The sequence below is a fragment of the Serratia sp. AKBS12 genome (assembly GCF_024793895.1).
GTDB lineage: Bacteria > Pseudomonadota > Gammaproteobacteria > Enterobacterales > Enterobacteriaceae > Serratia_F.
In genome coordinates this window covers 310084-330011 of record NZ_JANUSB010000015.1, presented here as the reverse complement: position 1 = coordinate 330011, position 19928 = coordinate 310084, and the positions used below count along the sequence as shown (strand labels likewise).

The 19928-nt window shown below is 59.1% G+C and carries 20 protein-coding genes; 6 read left to right on the top strand and 14 right to left on the bottom strand.

Features of this window, described 5'->3' with window-relative positions; all coding sequences use genetic code 11:
• Positions 1 to 69 precede the first annotated feature (69 nt).
• The 4 genes from NYE85_RS11455 to NYE85_RS11440 are packed head-to-tail and all read right to left on the bottom strand — an operon-like array spanning position 70 to position 3733.
• A complete protein-coding gene (locus tag NYE85_RS11455) occupies positions 70 to 576 on the bottom strand; it encodes a protein disulfide oxidoreductase (RefSeq protein ID WP_259004864.1) in 507 nt (168 codons plus the stop codon).
• On the bottom strand, positions 569 to 1285 hold the full coding sequence (locus tag NYE85_RS11450; RefSeq protein ID WP_259004863.1) for a DsbA family protein: 717 nt from the start codon (positions 1283 to 1285) through the stop codon (positions 569 to 571). Before NYE85_RS11450 ends, NYE85_RS11455 begins: the two co-directional genes overlap by 8 nt.
• Entirely contained in the window at positions 1282 to 3318 is a 2037-nt protein-coding gene (locus NYE85_RS11445; protein ID WP_259004862.1) for a protein-disulfide reductase DsbD, read from the bottom strand. Before NYE85_RS11445 ends, NYE85_RS11450 begins: the two co-directional genes overlap by 4 nt.
• A gap of 49 nt (positions 3319 to 3367) precedes the next feature.
• Positions 3368 to 3733, bottom strand: coding sequence for a copper resistance protein (locus NYE85_RS11440; RefSeq protein ID WP_259004861.1), 366 nt, complete (start codon positions 3731 to 3733; stop codon positions 3368 to 3370).
• Between the two features lie 192 nt (positions 3734 to 3925).
• Between NYE85_RS11440 and flk the strand changes: the two genes are divergently transcribed.
• Positions 3926 to 4957 carry a flagella biosynthesis regulator Flk gene (gene flk / locus NYE85_RS11435; RefSeq protein WP_259004860.1) on the top strand — a complete coding sequence of 344 codons (1032 nt, stop codon included), beginning with the start codon at positions 3926 to 3928 and terminating at the stop codon, positions 4955 to 4957.
• A gap of 2 nt (positions 4958 to 4959) precedes the next feature.
• Here the strand turns inward: flk and NYE85_RS11430 are convergent, their stop codons facing one another.
• Positions 4960 to 5415: a rhodanese-like domain-containing protein gene (locus NYE85_RS11430; RefSeq protein ID WP_259004859.1), complete on the bottom strand. Its 456-nt coding sequence runs from the start codon at positions 5413 to 5415 to the stop codon at positions 4960 to 4962.
• Between the two features lie 94 nt (positions 5416 to 5509).
• On the opposite strand from NYE85_RS11430, the gene NYE85_RS11425 reads away from it, so the two are divergent.
• The 3 genes from NYE85_RS11425 (at position 5510) to apbE (ending at position 9386) form a co-directional block, all read left to right on the top strand.
• On the top strand, positions 5510 to 6946 hold the full coding sequence (locus tag NYE85_RS11425; protein ID WP_405050664.1) for a PLP-dependent aminotransferase family protein: 1437 nt from the start codon (positions 5510 to 5512) through the stop codon (positions 6944 to 6946).
• Between the two features lie 58 nt (positions 6947 to 7004).
• Complete coding sequence (pepT, locus tag NYE85_RS11420) at positions 7005 to 8234, top strand: peptidase T (RefSeq protein WP_259004856.1); 1230 nt, start codon at positions 7005 to 7007, stop codon at positions 8232 to 8234.
• 120 nt (positions 8235 to 8354) lie between these two features.
• Positions 8355 to 9386: an FAD:protein FMN transferase ApbE gene (gene apbE, locus NYE85_RS11415; protein ID WP_259004854.1), complete on the top strand. Its 1032-nt coding sequence runs from the start codon at positions 8355 to 8357 to the stop codon at positions 9384 to 9386.
• A gap of 116 nt (positions 9387 to 9502) precedes the next feature.
• Here the strand turns inward: apbE and NYE85_RS11410 are convergent, their stop codons facing one another.
• Positions 9503 to 9724 carry a membrane protein gene (locus NYE85_RS11410; RefSeq protein ID WP_004960354.1) on the bottom strand — a complete coding sequence of 74 codons (222 nt, stop codon included), beginning with the start codon at positions 9722 to 9724 and terminating at the stop codon, positions 9503 to 9505.
• 210 nt (positions 9725 to 9934) lie between these two features.
• Positions 9935 to 11149 carry a beta-ketoacyl-ACP synthase I gene (gene fabB, locus NYE85_RS11405; protein WP_004960351.1) on the bottom strand — a complete coding sequence of 405 codons (1215 nt, stop codon included), beginning with the start codon at positions 11147 to 11149 and terminating at the stop codon, positions 9935 to 9937.
• Between the two features lie 172 nt (positions 11150 to 11321).
• On the opposite strand from fabB, the gene mnmC reads away from it, so the two are divergent.
• Positions 11322 to 13343, top strand: a complete 2022-nt coding sequence (mnmC, locus tag NYE85_RS11400) for a bifunctional tRNA (5-methylaminomethyl-2-thiouridine)(34)-methyltransferase MnmD/FAD-dependent 5-carboxymethylaminomethyl-2-thiouridine(34) oxidoreductase MnmC (protein ID WP_259004853.1) — start codon at positions 11322 to 11324, stop codon at positions 13341 to 13343.
• A gap of 61 nt (positions 13344 to 13404) precedes the next feature.
• On the opposite strand, the gene NYE85_RS11395 is transcribed toward mnmC, so the two are convergent.
• From NYE85_RS11395 to prmB, 6 genes are all read right to left on the bottom strand, one after another.
• Positions 13405 to 13686, bottom strand: a complete 282-nt coding sequence (locus NYE85_RS11395) for a YfcL family protein (protein WP_004960346.1) — start codon at positions 13684 to 13686, stop codon at positions 13405 to 13407.
• A gap of 31 nt (positions 13687 to 13717) precedes the next feature.
• The gene (locus tag NYE85_RS11390) at positions 13718 to 14275 is read right to left on the bottom strand and encodes an elongation factor P hydroxylase (protein ID WP_259004852.1); all 558 of its coding nucleotides are present in this window, start codon (positions 14273 to 14275) and stop codon (positions 13718 to 13720) included.
• Between the two features lie 65 nt (positions 14276 to 14340).
• A complete protein-coding gene (locus tag NYE85_RS11385; protein WP_259004850.1) occupies positions 14341 to 15141 on the bottom strand; it encodes a sulfite exporter TauE/SafE family protein in 801 nt (266 codons plus the stop codon).
• Positions 15142 to 15144: 3 nt separating this feature from the next.
• The gene (gene mepA / locus NYE85_RS11380) at positions 15145 to 15972 is read right to left on the bottom strand and encodes a penicillin-insensitive murein endopeptidase (RefSeq protein WP_259004848.1); all 828 of its coding nucleotides are present in this window, start codon (positions 15970 to 15972) and stop codon (positions 15145 to 15147) included.
• 31 nt (positions 15973 to 16003) lie between these two features.
• Positions 16004 to 17089: a chorismate synthase gene (gene aroC, locus NYE85_RS11375; RefSeq protein WP_259004847.1), complete on the bottom strand. Its 1086-nt coding sequence runs from the start codon at positions 17087 to 17089 to the stop codon at positions 16004 to 16006.
• 158 nt (positions 17090 to 17247) lie between these two features.
• The gene (gene prmB / locus NYE85_RS11370) at positions 17248 to 18180 is read right to left on the bottom strand and encodes a 50S ribosomal protein L3 N(5)-glutamine methyltransferase (protein WP_259004846.1); all 933 of its coding nucleotides are present in this window, start codon (positions 18178 to 18180) and stop codon (positions 17248 to 17250) included.
• 264 nt (positions 18181 to 18444) lie between these two features.
• Between prmB and smrB the strand changes: the two genes are divergently transcribed.
• A complete protein-coding gene (gene smrB / locus NYE85_RS11365; RefSeq protein WP_259004844.1) occupies positions 18445 to 18975 on the top strand; it encodes an endonuclease SmrB in 531 nt (176 codons plus the stop codon).
• A 67-nt stretch (positions 18976 to 19042) separates the two neighbouring features.
• On the opposite strand, the gene sixA is transcribed toward smrB, so the two are convergent.
• Positions 19043 to 19525, bottom strand: coding sequence for a phosphohistidine phosphatase SixA (gene sixA / locus NYE85_RS11360; RefSeq protein ID WP_259004842.1), 483 nt, complete (start codon positions 19523 to 19525; stop codon positions 19043 to 19045).
• Between the last annotated feature and the right edge of the window lie 403 nt (positions 19526 to 19928).

The following is a 19928-nucleotide window of genomic DNA, read 5'->3' as shown; positions in this document are numbered from 1 at the left end:
TACCTGCATCAACATCAGGGGCCGGATAATCCGGCCCCTTTTTATGCACTTACGCCAGATAAACGGCGATCAATAATCCAGACCGGCCCACCACAGACGCAGTTTCATCCCCCAGTAGCTGGTCCAGCCGGTGGTGCCGTGCACCACCCTGCCCTTATCAATAATGACGAAGGTGGGCGTAACGCCAATCTGCCACCGTGCCGCCAGCGTCCCGCCCGGATCGTTGACAACCGGCATCGACACCCGCTTGCTCGCCAGCCACCCGGCAACCTGCGCATCGTCACCGGAACGCAACGCCACGCTCAGCACGTTGCCGCCCAGCGCAGACAGTTTGGCCACGCTGGGGGTAGTGTAACGGCAGACGCCGCACCACGAAGCCCAAAAGTAGACCAGCAGTGGCCGTTGCTGGCTGAGCTGTGCCAGCGAAACCGCCGAACCGTCGAGCGTGACTAACTGCTGCAAAGCGAAGGCGTCCGGCGCCTGCGGCGCGCGCAGCGTATCCATCAGCCACACGATGCCGCCGGTTATCAGCAGCAATAGCAGTATTTCGCGCGCCCAGCGCTTCAACCTAACCATCGTTCGCCTGCGCCAGCTGCTGCTTTACCATGCTCTCAAGTTCTTGATACGAGACCGCTCCCGCCAGCAGCCGATCGCCGATCAGCGTGGCAGGCGTTCCCTGCACCCCCAACTGTTCCGCCAATTGCATGTTGGTACGCAATGTTTCCATGCTGCGATCGCTTGGTGCAACCGGCTTGACGTTGGTCTTCTGCTGCGCGGCGGCGATGCTGGCATCATCGTGGAAACCTTTCTTCGCCATCAGCCGCTGGTGCAGCGCCCAGAACTGCTCCGGGTGCTGTTGCCAGGCGGTCAGTGCGATACGCGCCGAACTGACCGAACTCTCCCCTTTGAATGGCAGCAGTTTCACCACCAGCGCCACCTGCGGATACTGCTTGACGATTTTCTCCAGCATCGGGTCAAAACGTTTGCAGTAAGGGCAGTTGTAATCGGTAAAGGTTACCAGCGTCAGTTTGGCGTTTTTCGCCCCCATGCGCGGGCTGGCCGGATCGTCATACAGCGTTTTGGCATTGGCCGCGATAACCTGACTGACCTGCTGGCTGGCGGTCTGCTGCTGCCAGGCATCCACCGCCTGCGCCAATATATCCGGGTTCGATACCATGGTTTCACGCACGATCTCCTTGATGCGCGCCTCCTGTTCAGGGGTAAACGGCGCAGCAGCCCACACCGGGGAAACCAGCATCATCAATACAATCAGAAATTTTTTCATTTTTCAGCTCCTTGAGCGGCGCTAAGGGTTTGCAAAACGGCATCGCGGGTCAATAACGGTGACAGCACCGTGCCGTTTGGTTTGCCAGGGCCATAAATCTGGTTAAACGGCACGGCAACACTGCCGCGACGTTGCAGGAAGGCGGTGATCTCCGCAGAAGGACGGCTCCAGTCGCCACGCAGCGCCACCACGTCATCGGCGCTCAGCGCCTGTTGCACGTCATCACGCAGCAGCACGTTGAATTTGTTGGCTTTACAGGTCACGCACCAGTCCGCGGTAACGTCAACGAATACCCGCTTATGCTGCGCCAACGCCTGCTCGATCGCCTGTTCGGACAGGGGTTGCCAGTTAATGCGATCCACCAGCGGCTGCCGCCACACCGAAGCGCTCAGCGAACCGGCCAACAGCGCCACGCCGGTCAACACCAGCACGCCGGCGCCGGCCATGGTCGCCAGCCGCGCACCGTGCCGATACCAGACCGCCAGCAGCAAACAGCACAGCAATACGCCGGCAACGATCCTGGTCGGCACGGCGCCAATATGATTGGTCATCAGGCTAAGCAGCCACAGCGAAGAGGCCAGCATCAACAGGCCGAGTACCAGCCGCAGCGTATTCATCCAGCGCCCCGGGCGTGGCAGGCGCAACGCCAACGCTGGCCAGGCGGCAATCACCAGCCACGGCAGGCTCATCCCGACGCCCAGCGCCACAAACATGCCCCATAACACCGGCAGCGGCGCGGCCAGCGCGAACGCGACCGCCGTGCCGAGGAACGGCGCAGAGCACGGCGTCGCCAGCAGCGTGGCAAAGGCGCCCTGCCAGAAATGCCCGCTCATCCCCTGCCCGCCCTGCGTCGCCAGGCGGGTATTCAGACCGGAGGAGAGTTGCAGATGAAACAGGCCAAACAGATTGGCGCTGAACAACAGGGTAATCAGTACCATGAAACCGATAAACCACGGGTTCTGAAACTGGATGCCCCAGCCAAGCGCATGGTTGCTCAGCCGCAGCAGGGTCATCAATAGCGCCAACGCCATAAACGATGCCACGATGCCGGCGCTGGAAAGCAAAAACTGCATCCGCACGCCGCGTCGGTCACGTTGCTCCACCTGCAGGATAGCGCCCAGTTTCATGCCCAATACCGGCAGCACGCACGGCATCAGGTTCAGGATCAGACCACCGGCCAATGCCATCAACACCGCCTGCCACAACGGGAACGCGGCCGAATCGGCAGCGGCCAACGGTTCGCCGATGGTCAGCGTTGCCTGCTGCGCAACGCCGCCGTCGCCGATCACCAGCGTCAGGGTTTTACCGCGCAGATCGGGTGCGCTGTCGCCCCAGCCGTCACTGACCGGCACCCGCGCCAGCAGTTGCGTACCGTCGCTGCTGATGCTCGGTTTACCGATATCGACGTCGTCCAGGCTGTCGAAGAACAGCGCTGGCTGCCGCCAGCCTGCACTGCGTTCGGCGCCGATCTGCAATTCGCCATTCTGGTAGCCGGCGCGCAGGTTTTCCGCCAGGCCGCGCTCAATCGGCACCTGCCCCATCGCCTGGGCAAAGTCATGGTTGAACTGCGCATCGTTTGGCGCACTCATATCGAGACTAAACGGATAGTCGGTCAAAATGCAGACGTTGCTGCAGGTAGAAAGCGTCAGCGTCCCCGCCAGCCGGGCGGGAACCTCACCCTGCATGACGATCGGCAGGCTCACCCGCTGGTGATAGCCCTGGGTGGAAATACCGGCAACGTCAAACCGTTGCGGCGTTGGCCAGTACCATTGGGCCGGTGGCGGATTGCCCTGCCAACGGATGGCCGGCGCGATGCCGCCCTCGCCGGGTGAACGCCAATAGGTTTTCCAGCCGTTTTGCAGCTCGACCGACAGCAGCAGGCGGGTTTGGCCGGCTTGCGAAGTATCGGCCCGCAGCCGCACTTTGGCATGCTCGTTGCTCGGATTTTGCAGCCAGCCGCTGTCCGCCGCCTGAGAAGCAGGCAGCCACAGCAGTAACAGACAGGCCACGGCCAGTCTGATGATATTCAACATGTTGTTTCTCCATCAATGAGTCAGTAATCGTCCAAAACGGGCGATCGGCTCATTCACGGAAGACGCATAATCGGAGATGTACCCTGAGGGTTGGAGGAGAAATGGCGCGCGGAGGTGGAATGCGCAGCCGGGCAGAGAGCGTTGGAGCCAGCAGTGCCAGTAACAGACCCAGGCCCAGCAGTACGGTTTCAAACATCACCGGCGGCGCGGCCAGCAGCGACTTGGCGCTCAGTTCGCACGGCGAACTACCCGGCGCTTCGGCGTTGTCATCGCTGCTGGTTGCGGCGCTAACCGTAGGAACGCCAAGCATGATTTGCAACGCATGCAAGCCCGCCATGCGCTGAGTGATGCAGGTCAGCACCACCAGGCAAGCCAGGCATAAAAACCATTTTGCAATTCGTTGCCGTTTGATCATGGCACCCTCTGTTCGGTAATGCGCTTATCTTAGTGGCAACGGAATTATTCGCAACGTTTTGCCTGTAAAGAAATGTCTGTCAGACGGTATTGATGGCATCAATTAACAGGTATCATAGACAGCGTACGTTTTCTTGCACCTGTGCTTTTCGCCGGGTTTGACTTTATTTCTGCACAGCGAAGGACGGGTGATATGCAACCTTTGAGTGGCTCCGGTACCCACAACGTTTCCGACCGCCCTCCGACCGGGGGGAAAACCACTGTCGCTGACGAACAGCCGCTCTCGCCGGCACAGCGCACCCGGCTGGAAAAACTGATCGTGAAAATCATGGCGCTCAGTCCGGCCAAATCGGCCGAAATATGGGCCACGCTGCGCCACGACCTTGGGGCAAACCGTCCTGCGGCCAATCAGGAGTTGCAGGCTCGCCACTTTGAACCGGCCGAGCGACTGTTGCAGGATCGTCTGGATCAGGCCCAGCGCAGTCATGCCAACCGCCAGCTACTACAACAGCTCACCGAACTGCTGCCGCAGGGTAATAATCGCCAGGCGGTCAGCGATTTCATTCGGCAGCAATTTGGTCATACCGTGCTGAGCAAGCTAAGTCATGAACAGCTGCAACAGGTGTTCAACCTGCTGCAAACTGGCGAACTGACCATTCCGCACCCACAGCAGAGCGCCACCAGCGATCGTCCGCTGTTGCCGGCCGAGCACCAGAACCTGCAGCAGCAGGTTACCCGGCTCAGCGCCGCCACCGGCGAATCACCGGCTAAAATCTGGCAGAGCCTGCTTGATTTGACCGGCGTTAAAACCAGCGAGCCGCTGCCGGCACGACATTTCCAGCTACTAAGCCAGTACTTGCAGGCCAGGGTGGCGCTCAGCTCGCAAAGCGCACCCACGCTGCACAACCTGTTGGCCCTACTAAAACAACCGGCGGACCCGCAAGAGCAGCAGCAGGTGATCGACTATTGCCAATCGCGTTTTCACTGCGCCGCTAATGCCCCGCTGACCCACACGCAGATCAACGACGTGATCAACCAGCTGTTTGCCCGTCGGCTGGAAAAAGCCGGTGCCGTATCGGCCATTCACAGCGACTCACCGACACCGTTGCTCAACCCGTTGATCGCTGCGCTGCCGCAGCCGTGGCAAGCGGCGCTCGGTAAACGCACGCTGGCATTTGCTGCACTGATCGTGGTGCTGCTGCTGGTGCTGGCGATGGTGTTTTAACCTCAGCCGCAGCCGCAATCTTGCGGCGTCGCCCAATCCAGCAACGTGCCGCTGGATTCACCAACGGCCAACGGATGGCCGTCGCGCAACCAGAAATCCAATCCACCAATCAGCTCCTTAACTCTGAAACCGTACCTGGCCAGCTTATAAGCCCCCTTGGTGGAACCGTTGCAGCCGATGCCATCACAATAGGTGACATACACTTTGTCACGTGATAGCTGCCGGGTACTGACCTCATCCATCAACCCATGTGGAAAACCGATAGCTCCGGGGATATGTCCGGCGGCATATTGCTGTGCCGAGCGGGTATCAATCACCACGATGCTATCAATCGCCTGACGTAAATCTTCTGCTATATCCCATGCATCGGCGTAATAGCCGAGCTTGGCCGTCAAATAGGCCAGACTGTCGGCCGGGTCGGCGGCCGGAAAAGCTAAAACCTGTGAATCTTGTGCCATGGCATTGTCCTGTTGTTGGTATCGTCAGGTGACAATCATGCCCGAATTTGGTCTTATGAATGATACCCATTCCGTTATATGGATAAGACCGATTATGCCTCAAACGCTGCTTACGCTGTTCCAACAGCCGGAACAGGCCGCCGCCACCCTGCGCGATCGGGTTTGCAGTACGCTGCGCCGTGCCATTCATGGCGGTACGCTGGTCAGCGGCCAACGCCTGCCCTCCTCGCGCCTGCTGGCCGCCGATTTAGGCATTTCACGCGTTACCGCCGAAGCGGCCTACGGGCAACTGGAAGCCGAAGGCTATTTACAACGCCGCATCGGCCAGGGCACTTTTGTGGCGATTACCGTCACCCGATCGTCCCCTTCCCGGCTGCCACACCGTCTCCCCCGGCTATCGCAGCGCGGCGAGCAGATTCTCCACACCGGCGGCTGTCGCGATCCGCAACAACCGCTGCCTTTCGCCGCCGGTTCGCCCGACCTGCGCGCCTTTCCGCTGAAACTGTGGCAACAGCTCAGCGCCCAGCAGTTGCGATCGCATGGCGAAAAACTGCTGCGCTATGGCGATCCGCAAGGCTATCTGCCACTGCGTGAAGCCATTGCCGGCCACGTCAGTCAAACCCGCGGCGTGAACTGCGATGCGCGGCAGGTAGTGGTACTTACCAGTTCTCAACAGGCGCTGCAGTTGATCGCCACTCTGCTGCTCGACGCCGGCGATCGTGTGTGGATAGAAGAACCCGGCTATACCGGGGCGCGTAACGCCTTTGTCAGCGCCGGGGCGCAATTGATCCCCGTGGCAGTTGACGATGCCGGACTCGCGCCGTCGCCGGCGTTACCGACGCCGCGTCTGATCTATTTGACGCCGTCGCACCACTACCCGACCGGCGTGGCGCTTAGCCTGGAACGCAGGCTGGAACTGCTGGCATTGGCGCAACGGCAGCAGGCGTGGATCGTCGAGGACGACTACGACAGCGAGTTTCATTACGACGGCCAGCCGATGCCCGCCATGCAAGGTCTGGATCGCCACGGCCAGGTGTTGTATCTCGGTACCTTTTCCAAAGCATTATTCCCTTCGCTACGGCTGGCGTATCTGATTGTACCGCCAGCGCTGGTGGATGCCTTTGTCACCGCACGTACGGTTTATGACGGCCACTGCGCCCAGTTGGCACAGGCGACCACCGCCGAGTTTATCCGTCAGGGCCACTTCGCTGCCCATATTCGCTACATGCGCCAACTGTATCGTAGCCGACGCGATTGTCTGCAACAGCAGATTCAGCAGCACTGGGCACACTTTGCCGTGCCACAACCCACACCTGGCGGGTTGCAGCTGTGCGTCTGGCTGCCGGCCGGGCAAGAAGTGGATCTGAGCCGCCAGGCGCAGCAAGCCGGGACGCTCACGCCAGGGCTGGCGGGACTGTACTCAACTGCGTCAAACCGACGAGACGGCTGGCTGCTGGGCTTTGCGGCCCTGACCCCGGGAGAAATCGGCAACGCGGTTGAGCGGCTGGCACGGCTCAAGTCCCGGTATTGAATGGACAACGCCGCCGTTTCGCTTTAAAACCGTAATACATCCACAGCGAGGACCCCTCATGACCCGTGCCATAGCCGACCAACTGACCGAACGCTTTTTCCGTTATCTGGCCATTTCCAGCCAGAGCGATGCTGCCGCAACCAGCTTGCCAAGCAGCCCGGGCCAACACCACATGGCGCAGCTGCTGGCAGAAGAACTGACGCAACTGGGCTTGGAGCAGGTGCAGATCGACCAGCATGCCACCGTGACCGCGCGTAAACCCGGCAATCAGCCCGGCGCACCGTGCATCGGTTTCATTACGCATATTGATACCGTAGATGTCGGCCTGTCGCCGGATATTCACCCGCAGGTGCTGCGCTTTACCGGTGACGATCTGTGCCTCAACGCCACGCAGGACATCTGGCTGCGTACAGCCGAACATCCTGAAATTCTGCCCTATCGCGATCAGCAGATCATTTTCAGCGACGGTACCAGCGTGCTGGGTGCCGACAACAAGGCAGCGGTGACGGTAGTGATGACCCTGCTGGCTAATCTGACCAGCACCGATCGCCACGGTGATATCGTGGTGGCGTTTGTGCCCGACGAGGAAATTGGCCTACGTGGTGCCAAAGCGTTGGATCTGGCGCGTTTTGAGGTGGATTTCGCCTATACCATCGACTGCTGTGAACTGGGCGAAGTGGTGTATGAGAACTTCAATGCCGCCGCGGCGGTGATTGATATCGAAGGAGTACCGGCCCACCCGATGTCGGCCAAAAACGTGCTGATTAACCCGATCCGCGTTGCAACCGACATCATCAATCACTTTGACAGCAAAGACACACCGGAGCATACCGACGGCCGCGAAGGCTATTTCTGGTTCAACGACATCACCGCCAATGCCAGTCACGCCACGCTGAAAGTCTCGATCCGCGACTTTGATTTGACCGCCTTCAACGCCCGCAAAGCGAAACTCGCCGCAGTAGTACAGCAAGTGGCAGCCAATTACCCACGCGCCAAAGTCAGCTGTACCGTTAACGATATCTATAGCAACATCAGCAATTCGATTGGCGAGGATAAACGGGCGATCAACCTGATTTTTGGCGCACTGGCGGCGCACGGCATCCCGCCGAAAGTGATCCCGATGCGCGGTGGTACCGACGGCGCTGCACTGTCCAGCCGTGGCGTACTGACGCCGAACTACTTTACCGGCGCGCACAATTTCCATTCACGCTTCGAATTCCTGCCGATCAACGCATTCGTGAAATCCTATCAGGTCACCCGCAGCATTTGCCTGCTGGCAGCCAGATAGACCGGGACGCCAGGCGGCGCGGCGTGTGATGCTGGAAGACATTTTTTGCCGCCGGCCCCTTTTCATTTGCCGTGCTTTGCTCTATTTGTAGCGCCCTTGTTCACGTTAAAGGATTTTCCGATGGCCAACTTTTTTGCCAAAGGCCTGTTACTGAGCGTCGCATTTGGCCTGCTGACCGCCTGTAACGACACCGAAACCCGCCCGCAGCTCGATATTGACGGCAAAACGATGGGGACATTTTACAGCGTAAAAATCAGCGGTCAGTTGAGCGAAAGCCGCCAGCAGTTGCAACAGGAAATCGACGCCCTGCTGGAACAGGCCAACGACGACATCTCCACCTACCGTGCCAATTCGGTGCTATCGCGCTTTAACCAGTCACGCAGCGCCGAGCCACAGCCGATCCCGCGGGGCATGGCCGACATCATTCTCACCGCCCAGCGTATCGGCCGTGACACCGGCGGTGCAATGGACATCACCGTCGGCCCGCTGGTGAATCTGTGGGGGTTCGGCCCCGACAAGCGCCCGGTAACCATCCCCAGCCAACGGCAAATCGACGCGGCGAAGAACAACGTCGGGCTGCAACACCTGAAATTGATCGCTGACCAGCGCGGCGAATGGCTGCAAAAGGATTTGCCGGATCTCTACGTTGATCTTTCCACCCTCGGCGAAGGCTACGGCGTTGACCAGTTGGTCAAGCTGATGACGCGCAAAGGCATTACCAATTATCTGGTGTCCGTGGGCGGCGCGGTATCGTCTCGCGGGGTGAATGGCCAGGGTAAGCCGTGGCGGGTGGCGATCCAGAAACCGACCGATCGCGAAAACGCGGTGCAGGCGCTGGTGGACTTGCACGGTTACGGCATCAGTACCGCCGGCAGCTATCGCAATTATTTCGAGCAGAATGGCCAGCGTTATTCGCACGTCATCGATCCGACGACCGGCCGGCCGATCGTTCATCAACTGGTTTCAGCCACGGTAATTGCACCGACCGCGCTGGAAGCCGACGGCTGGGATACCGGGTTGATGGTACTGGGAACGGAAAAAGCGCTGAAACTGGCGCAAGAGAAAGGCCTGGCGGTGTATTTGATCGGTAAAACCGATAACGGCTTCAGTGCCGTGATGACGCCACAATTCAAGGCGTTCCTGGTGCAGTAGTCTGGTATACCGCCTGGCGCGCCGTCTATCTCGCTTTTGGCGCCGATGGGCGTAGCGCGGCGGCGATGACGCAGCGTTCCATCCGGCATCGCAGGATGGAACGCTGCTGGCAGCCATTATTTGGTTAACGCAATAATACCCAGCGTCAGACCGGCAACGGCCGCGGCACCACCGGCGATGGCGCCCGCGGTTTCCCAGTTGTCCTGCGTGGTGCCCTTCATGCAGGTATTGGTATGCACCAGTCGCCCCTGATCGTCATAAACCGGGACGCACGGTGAGTTGGTGGCGCAACCGGCCAAAACGGCCGACAGTAACCCAACCGCAATTAACTTTTTCATACTTTTTTGCCTCAATGTTCGATCACTAGTAAACGCTACGCCGAGCGATAATCACGCTACCTGCCTATTGTATGCGCAAATATAACGGGAACGAATCGATGATGCTGCAACCGCTGTGATTTGGGAAAACTCTGAACCACCCGCCGACGGCAGTGGAAAATAAAAAGCCCGCGCGATCGCGGGCTTGATGAGTAGTTGATGCTGAACGGCTTATTTGGCCAGTTTACGCATTACCAGCGTGGCGTTGGTGCCGCCAAAGCCGAAGCTGTTGGACATGACGGTGGTCAGCGCACGCTCGGTTGGCTGAGTCACGATGTCCATGCCAGCCGCTTTTTCGTCCAGATTATCAATGTTGATGCTAGGCGCAATAAAGCCGTGCTCAACCATCAACAGGCTGTAGATGGCTTCCTGAACGCCCGCCGCACCCAGCGAGTGACCGGTCATGGCCTTGGTGGACGAAATGGCCGGGGTGGTGTCACCGAACACTTCACGGATAGCACCCAGCTCCTTGACATCGCCGACCGGCGTAGACGTACCGTGCACGTTGATGTAATCGATCGGGGTGTCCAGATCCTGCATTGCCATACGCATGCAGCGCACCGCGCCTTCGCCTGATGGCGCAACCATGTCGGCGCCATCGGAGGTCGCGCCATAGCCGACGATTTCCGCATAGATATGCGCGCCGCGCGCCAGGGCGTGTTCCAGTTCTTCAACCACCACCATGCCGCCGCCGCCGGCAATGACGAAACCGTCACGCGCTGCGTCGTAGGTACGGGAGGCTTTTTCTGGCGTGTCGTTGTAGCTGGTGGACAGTGCGCCCATCGCATCGAACTCACAGGCCATTTCCCAGCACAGTTCTTCACCACCGCCGGCAAACACCACGTCCTGCTTGCCCAGTTGAATCAGTTCAACCGCATGGCCGATACAGTGTGCCGAGGTCGCACAGGCGGAGCTGATCGAGTAGTTAACGCCACGGATTTTGAACGGCGTCGCCAGACAGGCAGAAACGCCGGATGCCATGGCCTTGGTCACCATATAAGGCCCCACGCCGCGCAGCCCCTTGGCGCGCATGCCGTCGGAACCAGCAACCTGGTTACGTGGCGAACCACCGCCAGAACCTACCACCAGACCGGTGCGTTCGTTAGAAACCTGATCGGCGGCCAGACCGGAATCCTTGATGGCTTCTTCCATGGAAAGAAAGGCATAAACCGACGCATCGCTCATGAAGCGCATCACTTTACGATCGATAAGACCCGTCGTGTCCAGTTTAACATCGCCCCATACGTGACTACGCATGCCGGAATCTTTCAGTTCCTGGGAAAATGTGATCCCAGAACGTCCTTCCCGCAGGCTCGCCAGGACCTCCTGCTGGTTGTTACCAATGCTGGAGACGATTCCCAGGCCAGTAATCACTGCACGTTTCATTCAATACCTCTTCCACAATTGTTGCTTTCGGGATTTTGCATCGCACTCTAGCGTACAGTTGTACGCCGAACAAGTCCGATCAGCGTTTTTCAGTGTAATTCTGATCCAGTTTGCGCCACAGCGCCAGCGCCGTTAGAATCGCGTCACCCCCTTGAATTATGAGCAACTGACCGTGAGCCACGCCCCCATCCAAACCGCCGCATTATCCTGGAACGAACAGGGTACACCTGTTTCGAAACAGTTTGATGACGTCTATTTTTCCAATCAGGATGGGCTGGAAGAAACCCGTTACGTCTTTCTTAACGGTAATCGGCTGCCTGCGCGTTTCGCCGAGCACCCACGCGCGCTGTTTATCGTTGCGGAAACCGGCTTCGGCACCGGGCTTAATTTCCTGACGCTGTGGCAAGCGTTCGACCGCTTCCACCGCGCCACGCCGGACGCCACGCTGCAACGACTGCACTTCATCAGTTTTGAAAAGTTCCCGCTGCAACCGGCGGATCTTGCCGCCGCGCACGCGCGCTGGCCAGAGTTGGCGCCGTTTGCCGATCGGTTGCGCGCCCAGTGGCCTCTGCCGTTGCCCGGCTGTCACCGCCTGTTGCTGGACGGCGGTCGCGTTACGCTCGACCTGTGGTTTGGCGACGTCAACGCGCTGCTGCCGCATTTTGACCACAGCATGGACAATCAGATAGATGCCTGGTTCCTTGACGGCTTCGCGCCCGCCAAAAATCCCGATATGTGGACCGGGCAACTGTTTGACGCCATGGCGCGTTTTGCCCGCCCGCAAGGCAGTTTCGCCACCTTCACCGCCGCCGGGTTTGTGCGCCGCGGTTTGCAGCAGGCCGGCTTTGAGGTGACACGCAGCAAGGGATTCGGCCAAAAACGCGAAATGCTGATCGGCACACTCGCGACCGAAACGCCGCCAGCCACCAATCCGACCCCCTGGTACTGCCGCCCCGCCGCCGAAACGGTCGATGACGTTGCATTGATCGGCGGCGGCATCGCCAGCGCCCTCACCGCGCTGGCCTTGCTGCGCCGTGGCGCCAGAGTCACGCTGTACTGCGCCGACCAGGCGCCGGCGACCGGTGCTTCCGGCAATCGCCAGGGTGCGCTGTATCCCTTGCTCAATGGCCGCAACGACCCGCTGGAGCGTTTTTTCAGCGCCGCTTTCCCATTCGCACGCCGACTGTATGACATGCTGGCCGAGCAAGGCATTGAGTTCGATCATCAATGGTGCGGCGTCACCCAGTTGGGCTATGACGACAAAAGCGCCGGTAAAATCGCCAATATGCTGGCAACGGAGTGGCCGGACGCGCTGGCATTTGCCGCCGACCGCGCCACGCTCAGCGCATTGTGCGGCGTGGATAGCGGGTTTGGCGGCATCAACTACCCGCAGGGCGGCTGGCTGTGCCCGGCCGAACTGACCCGCAACGCCATTGCCTTTGCCGAGCAGCAAGGGCTGGTGTGCCACTATCACCACCGGCTCGACGGTCTGACGCCGTCCAGCGTCGGCTGGCAATTGTCCTTCGAAAACGGGGTTAGATCGCAGCATGCCTGCGTGATACTGGCCAACGGCCATCAACTGCCCGGCTTGCCGTTCACCGCCGCGCTGCCGGTCGTCGCCGTGCGCGGACAGGTATCACATATCCCCACCGCGCCAGCACTCGGTCAATTGAAACAGGTGCTATGTTATGAAGGCTATCTGACGCCAGTGAACCCGCGTAATCAGCAACATTGCATCGGTGCCAGTTATCAACGCGGCGATACCGCTAGCGACTATCGTGAAGCGGAACAACAGGAAAACCGCGCACGTCTGCTACGCTGCCTGCCCGACCAAGACTGGACGCAACAGGTGGACGTCAGCGACCGACAGGCGCGTTGCGGAGTGCGCAGCGCGTCGCGCGATCATTTGCCAATGGTCGGCGCAGTGCCGGATTATGCGCAAACGCTGAGCCAGTATCAGCATTTGCAACGCCAGCGCCAACGCGCAGAAAGTATTGTCGAAGCGCCAAGCTACCCGAATCTGTTTATGCTGGGCGCGTTGGGTTCACGGGGTTTGTGCTCCGCGCCGCTGGCGGCGGAGATTCTGGCGGCGCAAATGTTTGGTGAACCGCTGCCGGGCGACGGGGAAATGCTGGCGGCGTTGAACCCAAACCGCATGTGGGTGAGAAAACTACTGAAGGGACGCCCGGTGTAAGGGCTATTGTTTACCCTTCCTCGCACGCCCAGGCAAACCGGGAGTGAGAGGAAGGCGTACCTCAGGCGTTGGCCAGCGCGGTCTGGTACAGATTTTCCCACATACCTTCAACCAGCGCCTGATCCGGCGGCGAAAGCTCACCGGCGCGAATCGCCTGATGCAGGCTATGCTCGACCCGGACTTTCAGCCCTTCGGCGCTGTGTTCACCGTTTTCTTCCGCTTCTGCCACCGCCAGGGTCAGATGACCGCGCAGATAGCCACCGGCAAACAGTTCATCGTCACTGGCGTGGTCTACCATGTCATCAATCAGCGCCAAAATGCGCGCTTCGAATTCAGCGATCATTGTTTTTCCTCATTAAATTAAAGCGGCAACATCAGTTGAGATCTTCCGGATACGGGAAATGCTCTGCCGCCAGCGGTGGCGTATTGTAAAACGATTGCAACGCCTGAATAAAGCGCGCCGGTCGTGTGGGTATGCCTTTTTCCAGCAGTTCCAGCACCCGCTCACGCACTTTTCGCTGGAACGCGATCCGATCCGGCTCACAATCGCCGTTCAGATTGTCGCAGCTGACGTTGAACGGGAAGCCTGCGGCAACGCAGAACATCCATTCCAACGCCTGTGGCTTGATCTCTACCGCTTCAAATTCGCTTTGTGTCTGTGCATCGCGCCCATCCGGACAATACCAATAGCCGAAATCCACCTGTTTGCGGCGCTCGGCGCCGGCAATGCACCAATGGGAGATTTCGTGCAGGCCGCTGGCGTAAAAGCCGTGGGCAAACACGATGCGGTGATACGGCAACTGCTCGTCCGCCGGCAAATAGATCGGTTCGTCATCGCCCTTGACCAGGCGCGTTTGATAGTCGTCGCTGAAACAGCGGTTAAAAATGTCGATCAGGTCGGTATACTGGTGTGTGTTTTGTACGTCTGACATAGGTAAAACCCGATAACCACAAAAATAAAGCGGCAATTATTCCACTTCAGCGCTGTTTTGGCTTGTTAAAAATGCATCGACAACCAATGCTGGATCTCCACGCCGTGGTTATCGTACAGCAATTTCAGGCTCATAATCAGTGAAACGATAACGATCATCGGCCGAATCAGCTTCTGCCCGCGCGTCAGCACCATATGTGCGCCGATGCGTGCACCCAGCACCTGTCCAACCAGCATCACCAGGCCGATCCCCCACAGCACTTTGCCACCCATGATAAAAAATATCAGGCTGCCGAAGTTGGAGGTGAAGTTAAGCACTTTGGCGTGCGCGGTGGATTTAGCCAGATTGAAGCCGCACAGCGTGACGTAAGCCAGCGCGTAGAACGAGCCGGCACCCGGGCCGAAAAACCCGTCGTAAAAACCGACGCAACCGCCAGCCACCAGCCCAAACGGCAGAGCGCTCAGGCGGCGCTGGCGATCGTTTTCCCCCAAACGTGGCGTCAACAGGAAATACAGCCCGATGCCAATCACCAGCAGTGGCAACATCTGGCGCAGCAGATCGGCGCGCATATGCTGAACCAGGATCGCGCCCGCTATCGAGCCGAGCAGCGTCAGCAGGATGGTCAGTTTCTGATCGTTCAGACTCACCGCTTTGCGGCGAATGAAGTACAAACTTGCGGAGAACGACCCGCCCACCGACTGCAATTTATTGGTGGCCAGCGCTTCCGCCGGGGGAACCCCTACCGCCAGCAACACCGGTACGGTCAGCAGACCACCGCCACCGGCAATAGAGTCAATAAACCCTGCCAGTAATGCCACGGCAAACAATACCCCGAGCATTTCGGGGCCGACCATAAACCAATCCATTTTTTATTCCGCAGCGAAATGATTATCCAACAACGCCTGACAAGACGGCGGTAACGGCGGCACCACCGGTTTACCCGGTTTCGCGCTTGGCTGATGCGGCTCGAACCAGCTGGCCAATTCAGCGCCGCAGCCATCTCCGGCCGGCGGCGGATCCTGATCCTGGCATTCCAGACTGCCCGGCGGGCAACTCAAGCGCACGTGCATATGCGCACGATGGCCGAACCACGGACGCACCTTGTGCAGCCAGGCGCGATCGCTACCCGCGTCGTCGCACAGCCGCTGCTTGATCGCCGGGTTGACGAAGATGCGCGTCACTTCACTGTCCTGCGCCGCCAGTTTAATCAACGAGGCGATTTGCGGCTGCCACTGGCTGTCACGTACACGCTTGCCGTCGCCGGTCACCAAATCGATCGGTTGCGGTTTGAGCAGTTGCTGCGAGCTCCAGCGCTGGCGTGGCAACTGCAGCCAGATATCGACGTCCAGCCCCGACTGGTGGCTGGCATGGCCGCTGCTGAAACGCCCGCCGGCCGGCATCGCCATGTCGCCGATCAATACCGTGCCAAGCCGTTGCTGGCTGGCCTGATGACCAAGACGCTGGATGAACGCCAGCAGATCCGGGTGGCCAAAATAACGACGCTGGTCCTGGCGCATCACCTGATAATCCGCCGCGTTCAGCGGTAGCGGCTGTGCGCCGATAATGCACCCGTTGGCAAAACCGCCGATAGCCTGCGCCGAGCCGGCCACCGGATGCGAGATTTGCTGCCACGGCGTCAAGGCCAGCGCAGCCCCCGACACCATCAGGGCCGCCAGGCCCAACATCCATTTTTTCATTGTTATCGCCACCCGATTGCGAAATCCCGTATTACCAACGCGGTACGTCGGACACCACATCACCGTTTTGCGCACGCTGGCGCAGCAGGTGGTCCATCAGTACGATCGCCATCATCGCCTCGGCGATCGGCACCGCTCGGATACCGACGCACGGATCGTGACGGCCGCGAGTCACCATTTCGACCGCTTCACCCTGACGGTTGATGGTACGGCCCGGTACCATGATGCTGGAGGTAGGTTTCAATGCCAGATGCGCGATGACCGGCTGACCGCTGCTGATACCGCCGAGAATGCCGCCGGCGTGGTTGCTCTGGAAACCTTGCGGGGTAATTTCATCACGGTTCTCGCTGCCGCGCTTGCTGACAACGGCAAATCCGTCGCCGATTTCGACGCCTTTCACCGCATTGATGCTCATTAGCGCATGCGCCAGATCGGCATCCAGACGGTCAAATACCGGCTCGCCAAGGCCAACTGGCACATTTTCGGCAATCACGCTGACTTTGGCACCGATGGAGTCGCCCTCTTTTTTCAGCGCGCGCATCAGTTCGTCCAACGCTTCCAGCTTGTCCGGATCCGGGCAGAAGAACGGGTTCTGCTCAACCTGCTGCCAGTCTTTCAGCTCGCAGGCTACGTCGCCGATCTGCGCCAGATAGCCGCGCACTTTTACGCCAAACTTCAGTGCAAGATATTTTTTGGCGATCGCCCCTGCCGCCACGCGCATGGCGGTTTCTCGTGCCGAAGAACGGCCGCCGCCACGATAGTCGCGCACGCCATATTTCTGTTCGTAGGTATAATCCGCATGGCCCGGACGAAACAGATCCTTGATCGCGCCGTAATCCTGGGAGCGTTGATCGGTATTTTCGATCAGCAGCCCGATGCTGGTGCCGGTGGTGACGCCCTCGAACACGCCGGAAAGAATGCGCACCCGATCCGGCTCGCGACGTTGGGTGGTATAGCGCGAGGTACCCGGACGGCGGCGGTCCAGGTCATGCTGCAAATCTTCTTCGGTCAGTGGAATGCCCGGAGGCACGCCGTCAACGATGCATCCCAGCGCCACACCGTGCGATTCACCGAATGTAGTGACGCGGAATAACTGTCCAATACTGTTGCCTGCCATCACGGCTCCTTACTTCCCTGCCGTTTTCACGCCGCTGGCGAAGGGCTGTTCAGGCTCATCCGTTGGTTCGGCAAACCCGACGCCCGACGGCGGCGTGAAAACGCTGAGGGATACTCATTTTTGTTATCAGACCCGCCGCGGCAGGCCCGGGGAAATCATCAGCTGCGGTACATGCTGAAATGGGCTTTGCAGTCAATCAGCTGCTGTTTGGTCAGCATGAACACGCCGTCGCCGCCGTTTTCAAACTCCAGCCAGGTGAACGGAATGTCCGGATACTGCTCCATCAGATGTACCATGCTGTTGCCCACTTCACAAATCAGCACGCCGTCGTCGCTGAGGAAATCCGGCGCACAGGCCAGAATGCGGCGCACCAGTTTCAGACCGTCGCTGCCCGCAGCCAGCCCCAGCTCCGGCTCGAAGCGGAATTCCTGCGGCAGATCGGACATGTCTTCGGCATCAACGTACGGCGGATTGGTAACGATCAGATCGTACTGGATCGCCGGGACATCGCGGAACAGATCGGAGCGGATCGGGATCACCTGATGCTCGACGCCGTGCGCCTGAATGTTGCGCTCGGTAACCGCCAGCACCTCGCTGGAGATGTCAACCGCGTCCACTTCTGCCTCCGGGAAGGCATAACCGCAGGCGATGGCGATGCAGCCACTGCCGGTGCACATGTCCAGAATATGGCGCGGTGGGCGCGGGATCAACGCACTGAAACGGTCGTTGATCAATTCGCCGATCGGCGAGCGCGGCACCAACACGCGTTCATCGACGTAAAACTCCATACCGCAGAACCAGGCCTTATTGGTCAGATAAGCGACAGGAATACGTTCATTGACGCGGCGGATCACGCGTTCAACGATACGATGGCGCTCGCTGGAGGTCAGGCGCGCTGAACGCATGTCTTCAGGAATATCCAGCGGCAGGTACAAACTCGGTAGAACCAGCTGCACCGCTTCGTCCCACGGATTATCGGTTCCGTGACCATAATAGATATTGGCGGCGTTAAAACGGCTTACGGTCCAACGCAGCATATCCTGAATGGTATGCAGTTCGTTCACTGCTTCGTCGACGAAAATTTTGTCCAATGTGCCCTCCGGCAGGCGGCTGTGATTCATGAGATAGCCGCATAGTTTGCCATGAAGCCCGCGACAAATCAGCTTCGATACCCTAAATAATTGGCGCAACATCCGGCGCTAGGCAAACGCCCTGCCGCCGCCGCGTTGCCGGGGCGCATGCGCCGCCAACGGCGAGATGGCAGGCAGCAGTGATGCCCTGATGACGGTTTTGCTTCGCCAGACCACGGGCACAGGCTAAACTGTCGTGATGAATAATTTCCGGTGAATGAATTAATGAAAAACAGACACCCTCTGAGCAAAGACGAATTGCAGCTCTTCAGAGAGTCGGTGACAGGCGCTAAGAAGCTGCGTCAGGACACCATCGTCCACCGGCAGCCCAAAGCCGTTGCCAGGCAGGCCGCACCGCAACGGCTGATGCAGGAACAGGTTGATGCCAGTTTTTATTTTTCTGATGAATTCCAGCCGCAGTTGGATAATGAAGGCCCGGCACGCTATGTGCGCCCCGGCTATAGCCATTTTGAATTGAAAAAACTGCGGCGTGGCGATTACCTGCCGGACCTGTTCCTCGATCTGCACGGTTTGACGCAGCTGCAGGCCAAACAGGAACTGGGGGCACTGATCGCCGCGTGCAAACGCGAGCATGTGCATTGCGCCTGTGTGATGCACGGCCACGGTAAGCATATTCTTAAGCAGCAGACGCCGTTATGGCTGGCGCAACACCCGGACGTACTGGCGTTCCATCAGGCACCGAAAGAATGGGGCGGCAGCGCGGCGTTGTTGGTGTTGGTCGAACTGGCTGAATAATTGCGCGCAAAAATGACCAAGGGCGATGATGAACATCGCCCTTGGGGTCATCGTCGCATTGGCCGTATTAGACTTTGGCCATCAGCTGCGACGGGCTGACCTGCCATTCCAGTTTCCCCTGGCTGCCGTCGGCGGCCAGTTCAACGTTGGCAATCGCCGACGTGGCGAACATTGGCGGGCATTCACCCGGGCAGAGTTCCGCCACCAGGTAGCCCACCAGCGGCAGATGCGAGACGATCAACACCGCGCCTACCCCTTGTTGCGCCAGCAATTGCAGGTAACTGCCCACCAGAGAGGCATCGCCGCCCGGGGTGAGTTCCGGCAGCACCTCTTGGCCCTCCGGCAGCGCCAACGCTTCACGCACCGTTGTCAGCGTCTGTTCGGCTCGCAGGTAAGGGCTGACCAGCACGCGTTCAATATCCACTGACTTGGCATTTAACCAGGCCGCCATCTGACGTGACTCATCACGGCCACAAACGGTAAGAGGCCTTACCGCATCGCTGGCCGCCTCGAGTGCCGCCTCTCCGTGACGCATAATCAAAACTTGCATATTGCACCGCTGTTGTTGACAAAATAACGCTATACAGAAACGCAGAGCGTGCTGTATCGCCGAATACCTTTAGCTCAAGAGCACAAGTGCTTCAAAACGATAACGCGCCGTCTCTCTATGGCGGCCGGGCATTTTGCCTGAAAGTTCACGTAAAGAAAACGCTGTTTTTTGCACCAACGGCAGCGTAGCGTGAATCCATCGTTCACTTGACAACCAATTCAACGGGTTGAAATTTTAACCAACCCCTGATGAAAGTTTTTTATCGTGATGCCATATTCATCACCAAGCGGTTACGTTACCTCGCCCTAATCTCCCTGTACAGCGTCCGGAATTGACGCTGTTGCAAGGAGTGATGAGGATCACATTGCAGCCTTATTGCAACTGTAGTGCAAATCGGGCCGCC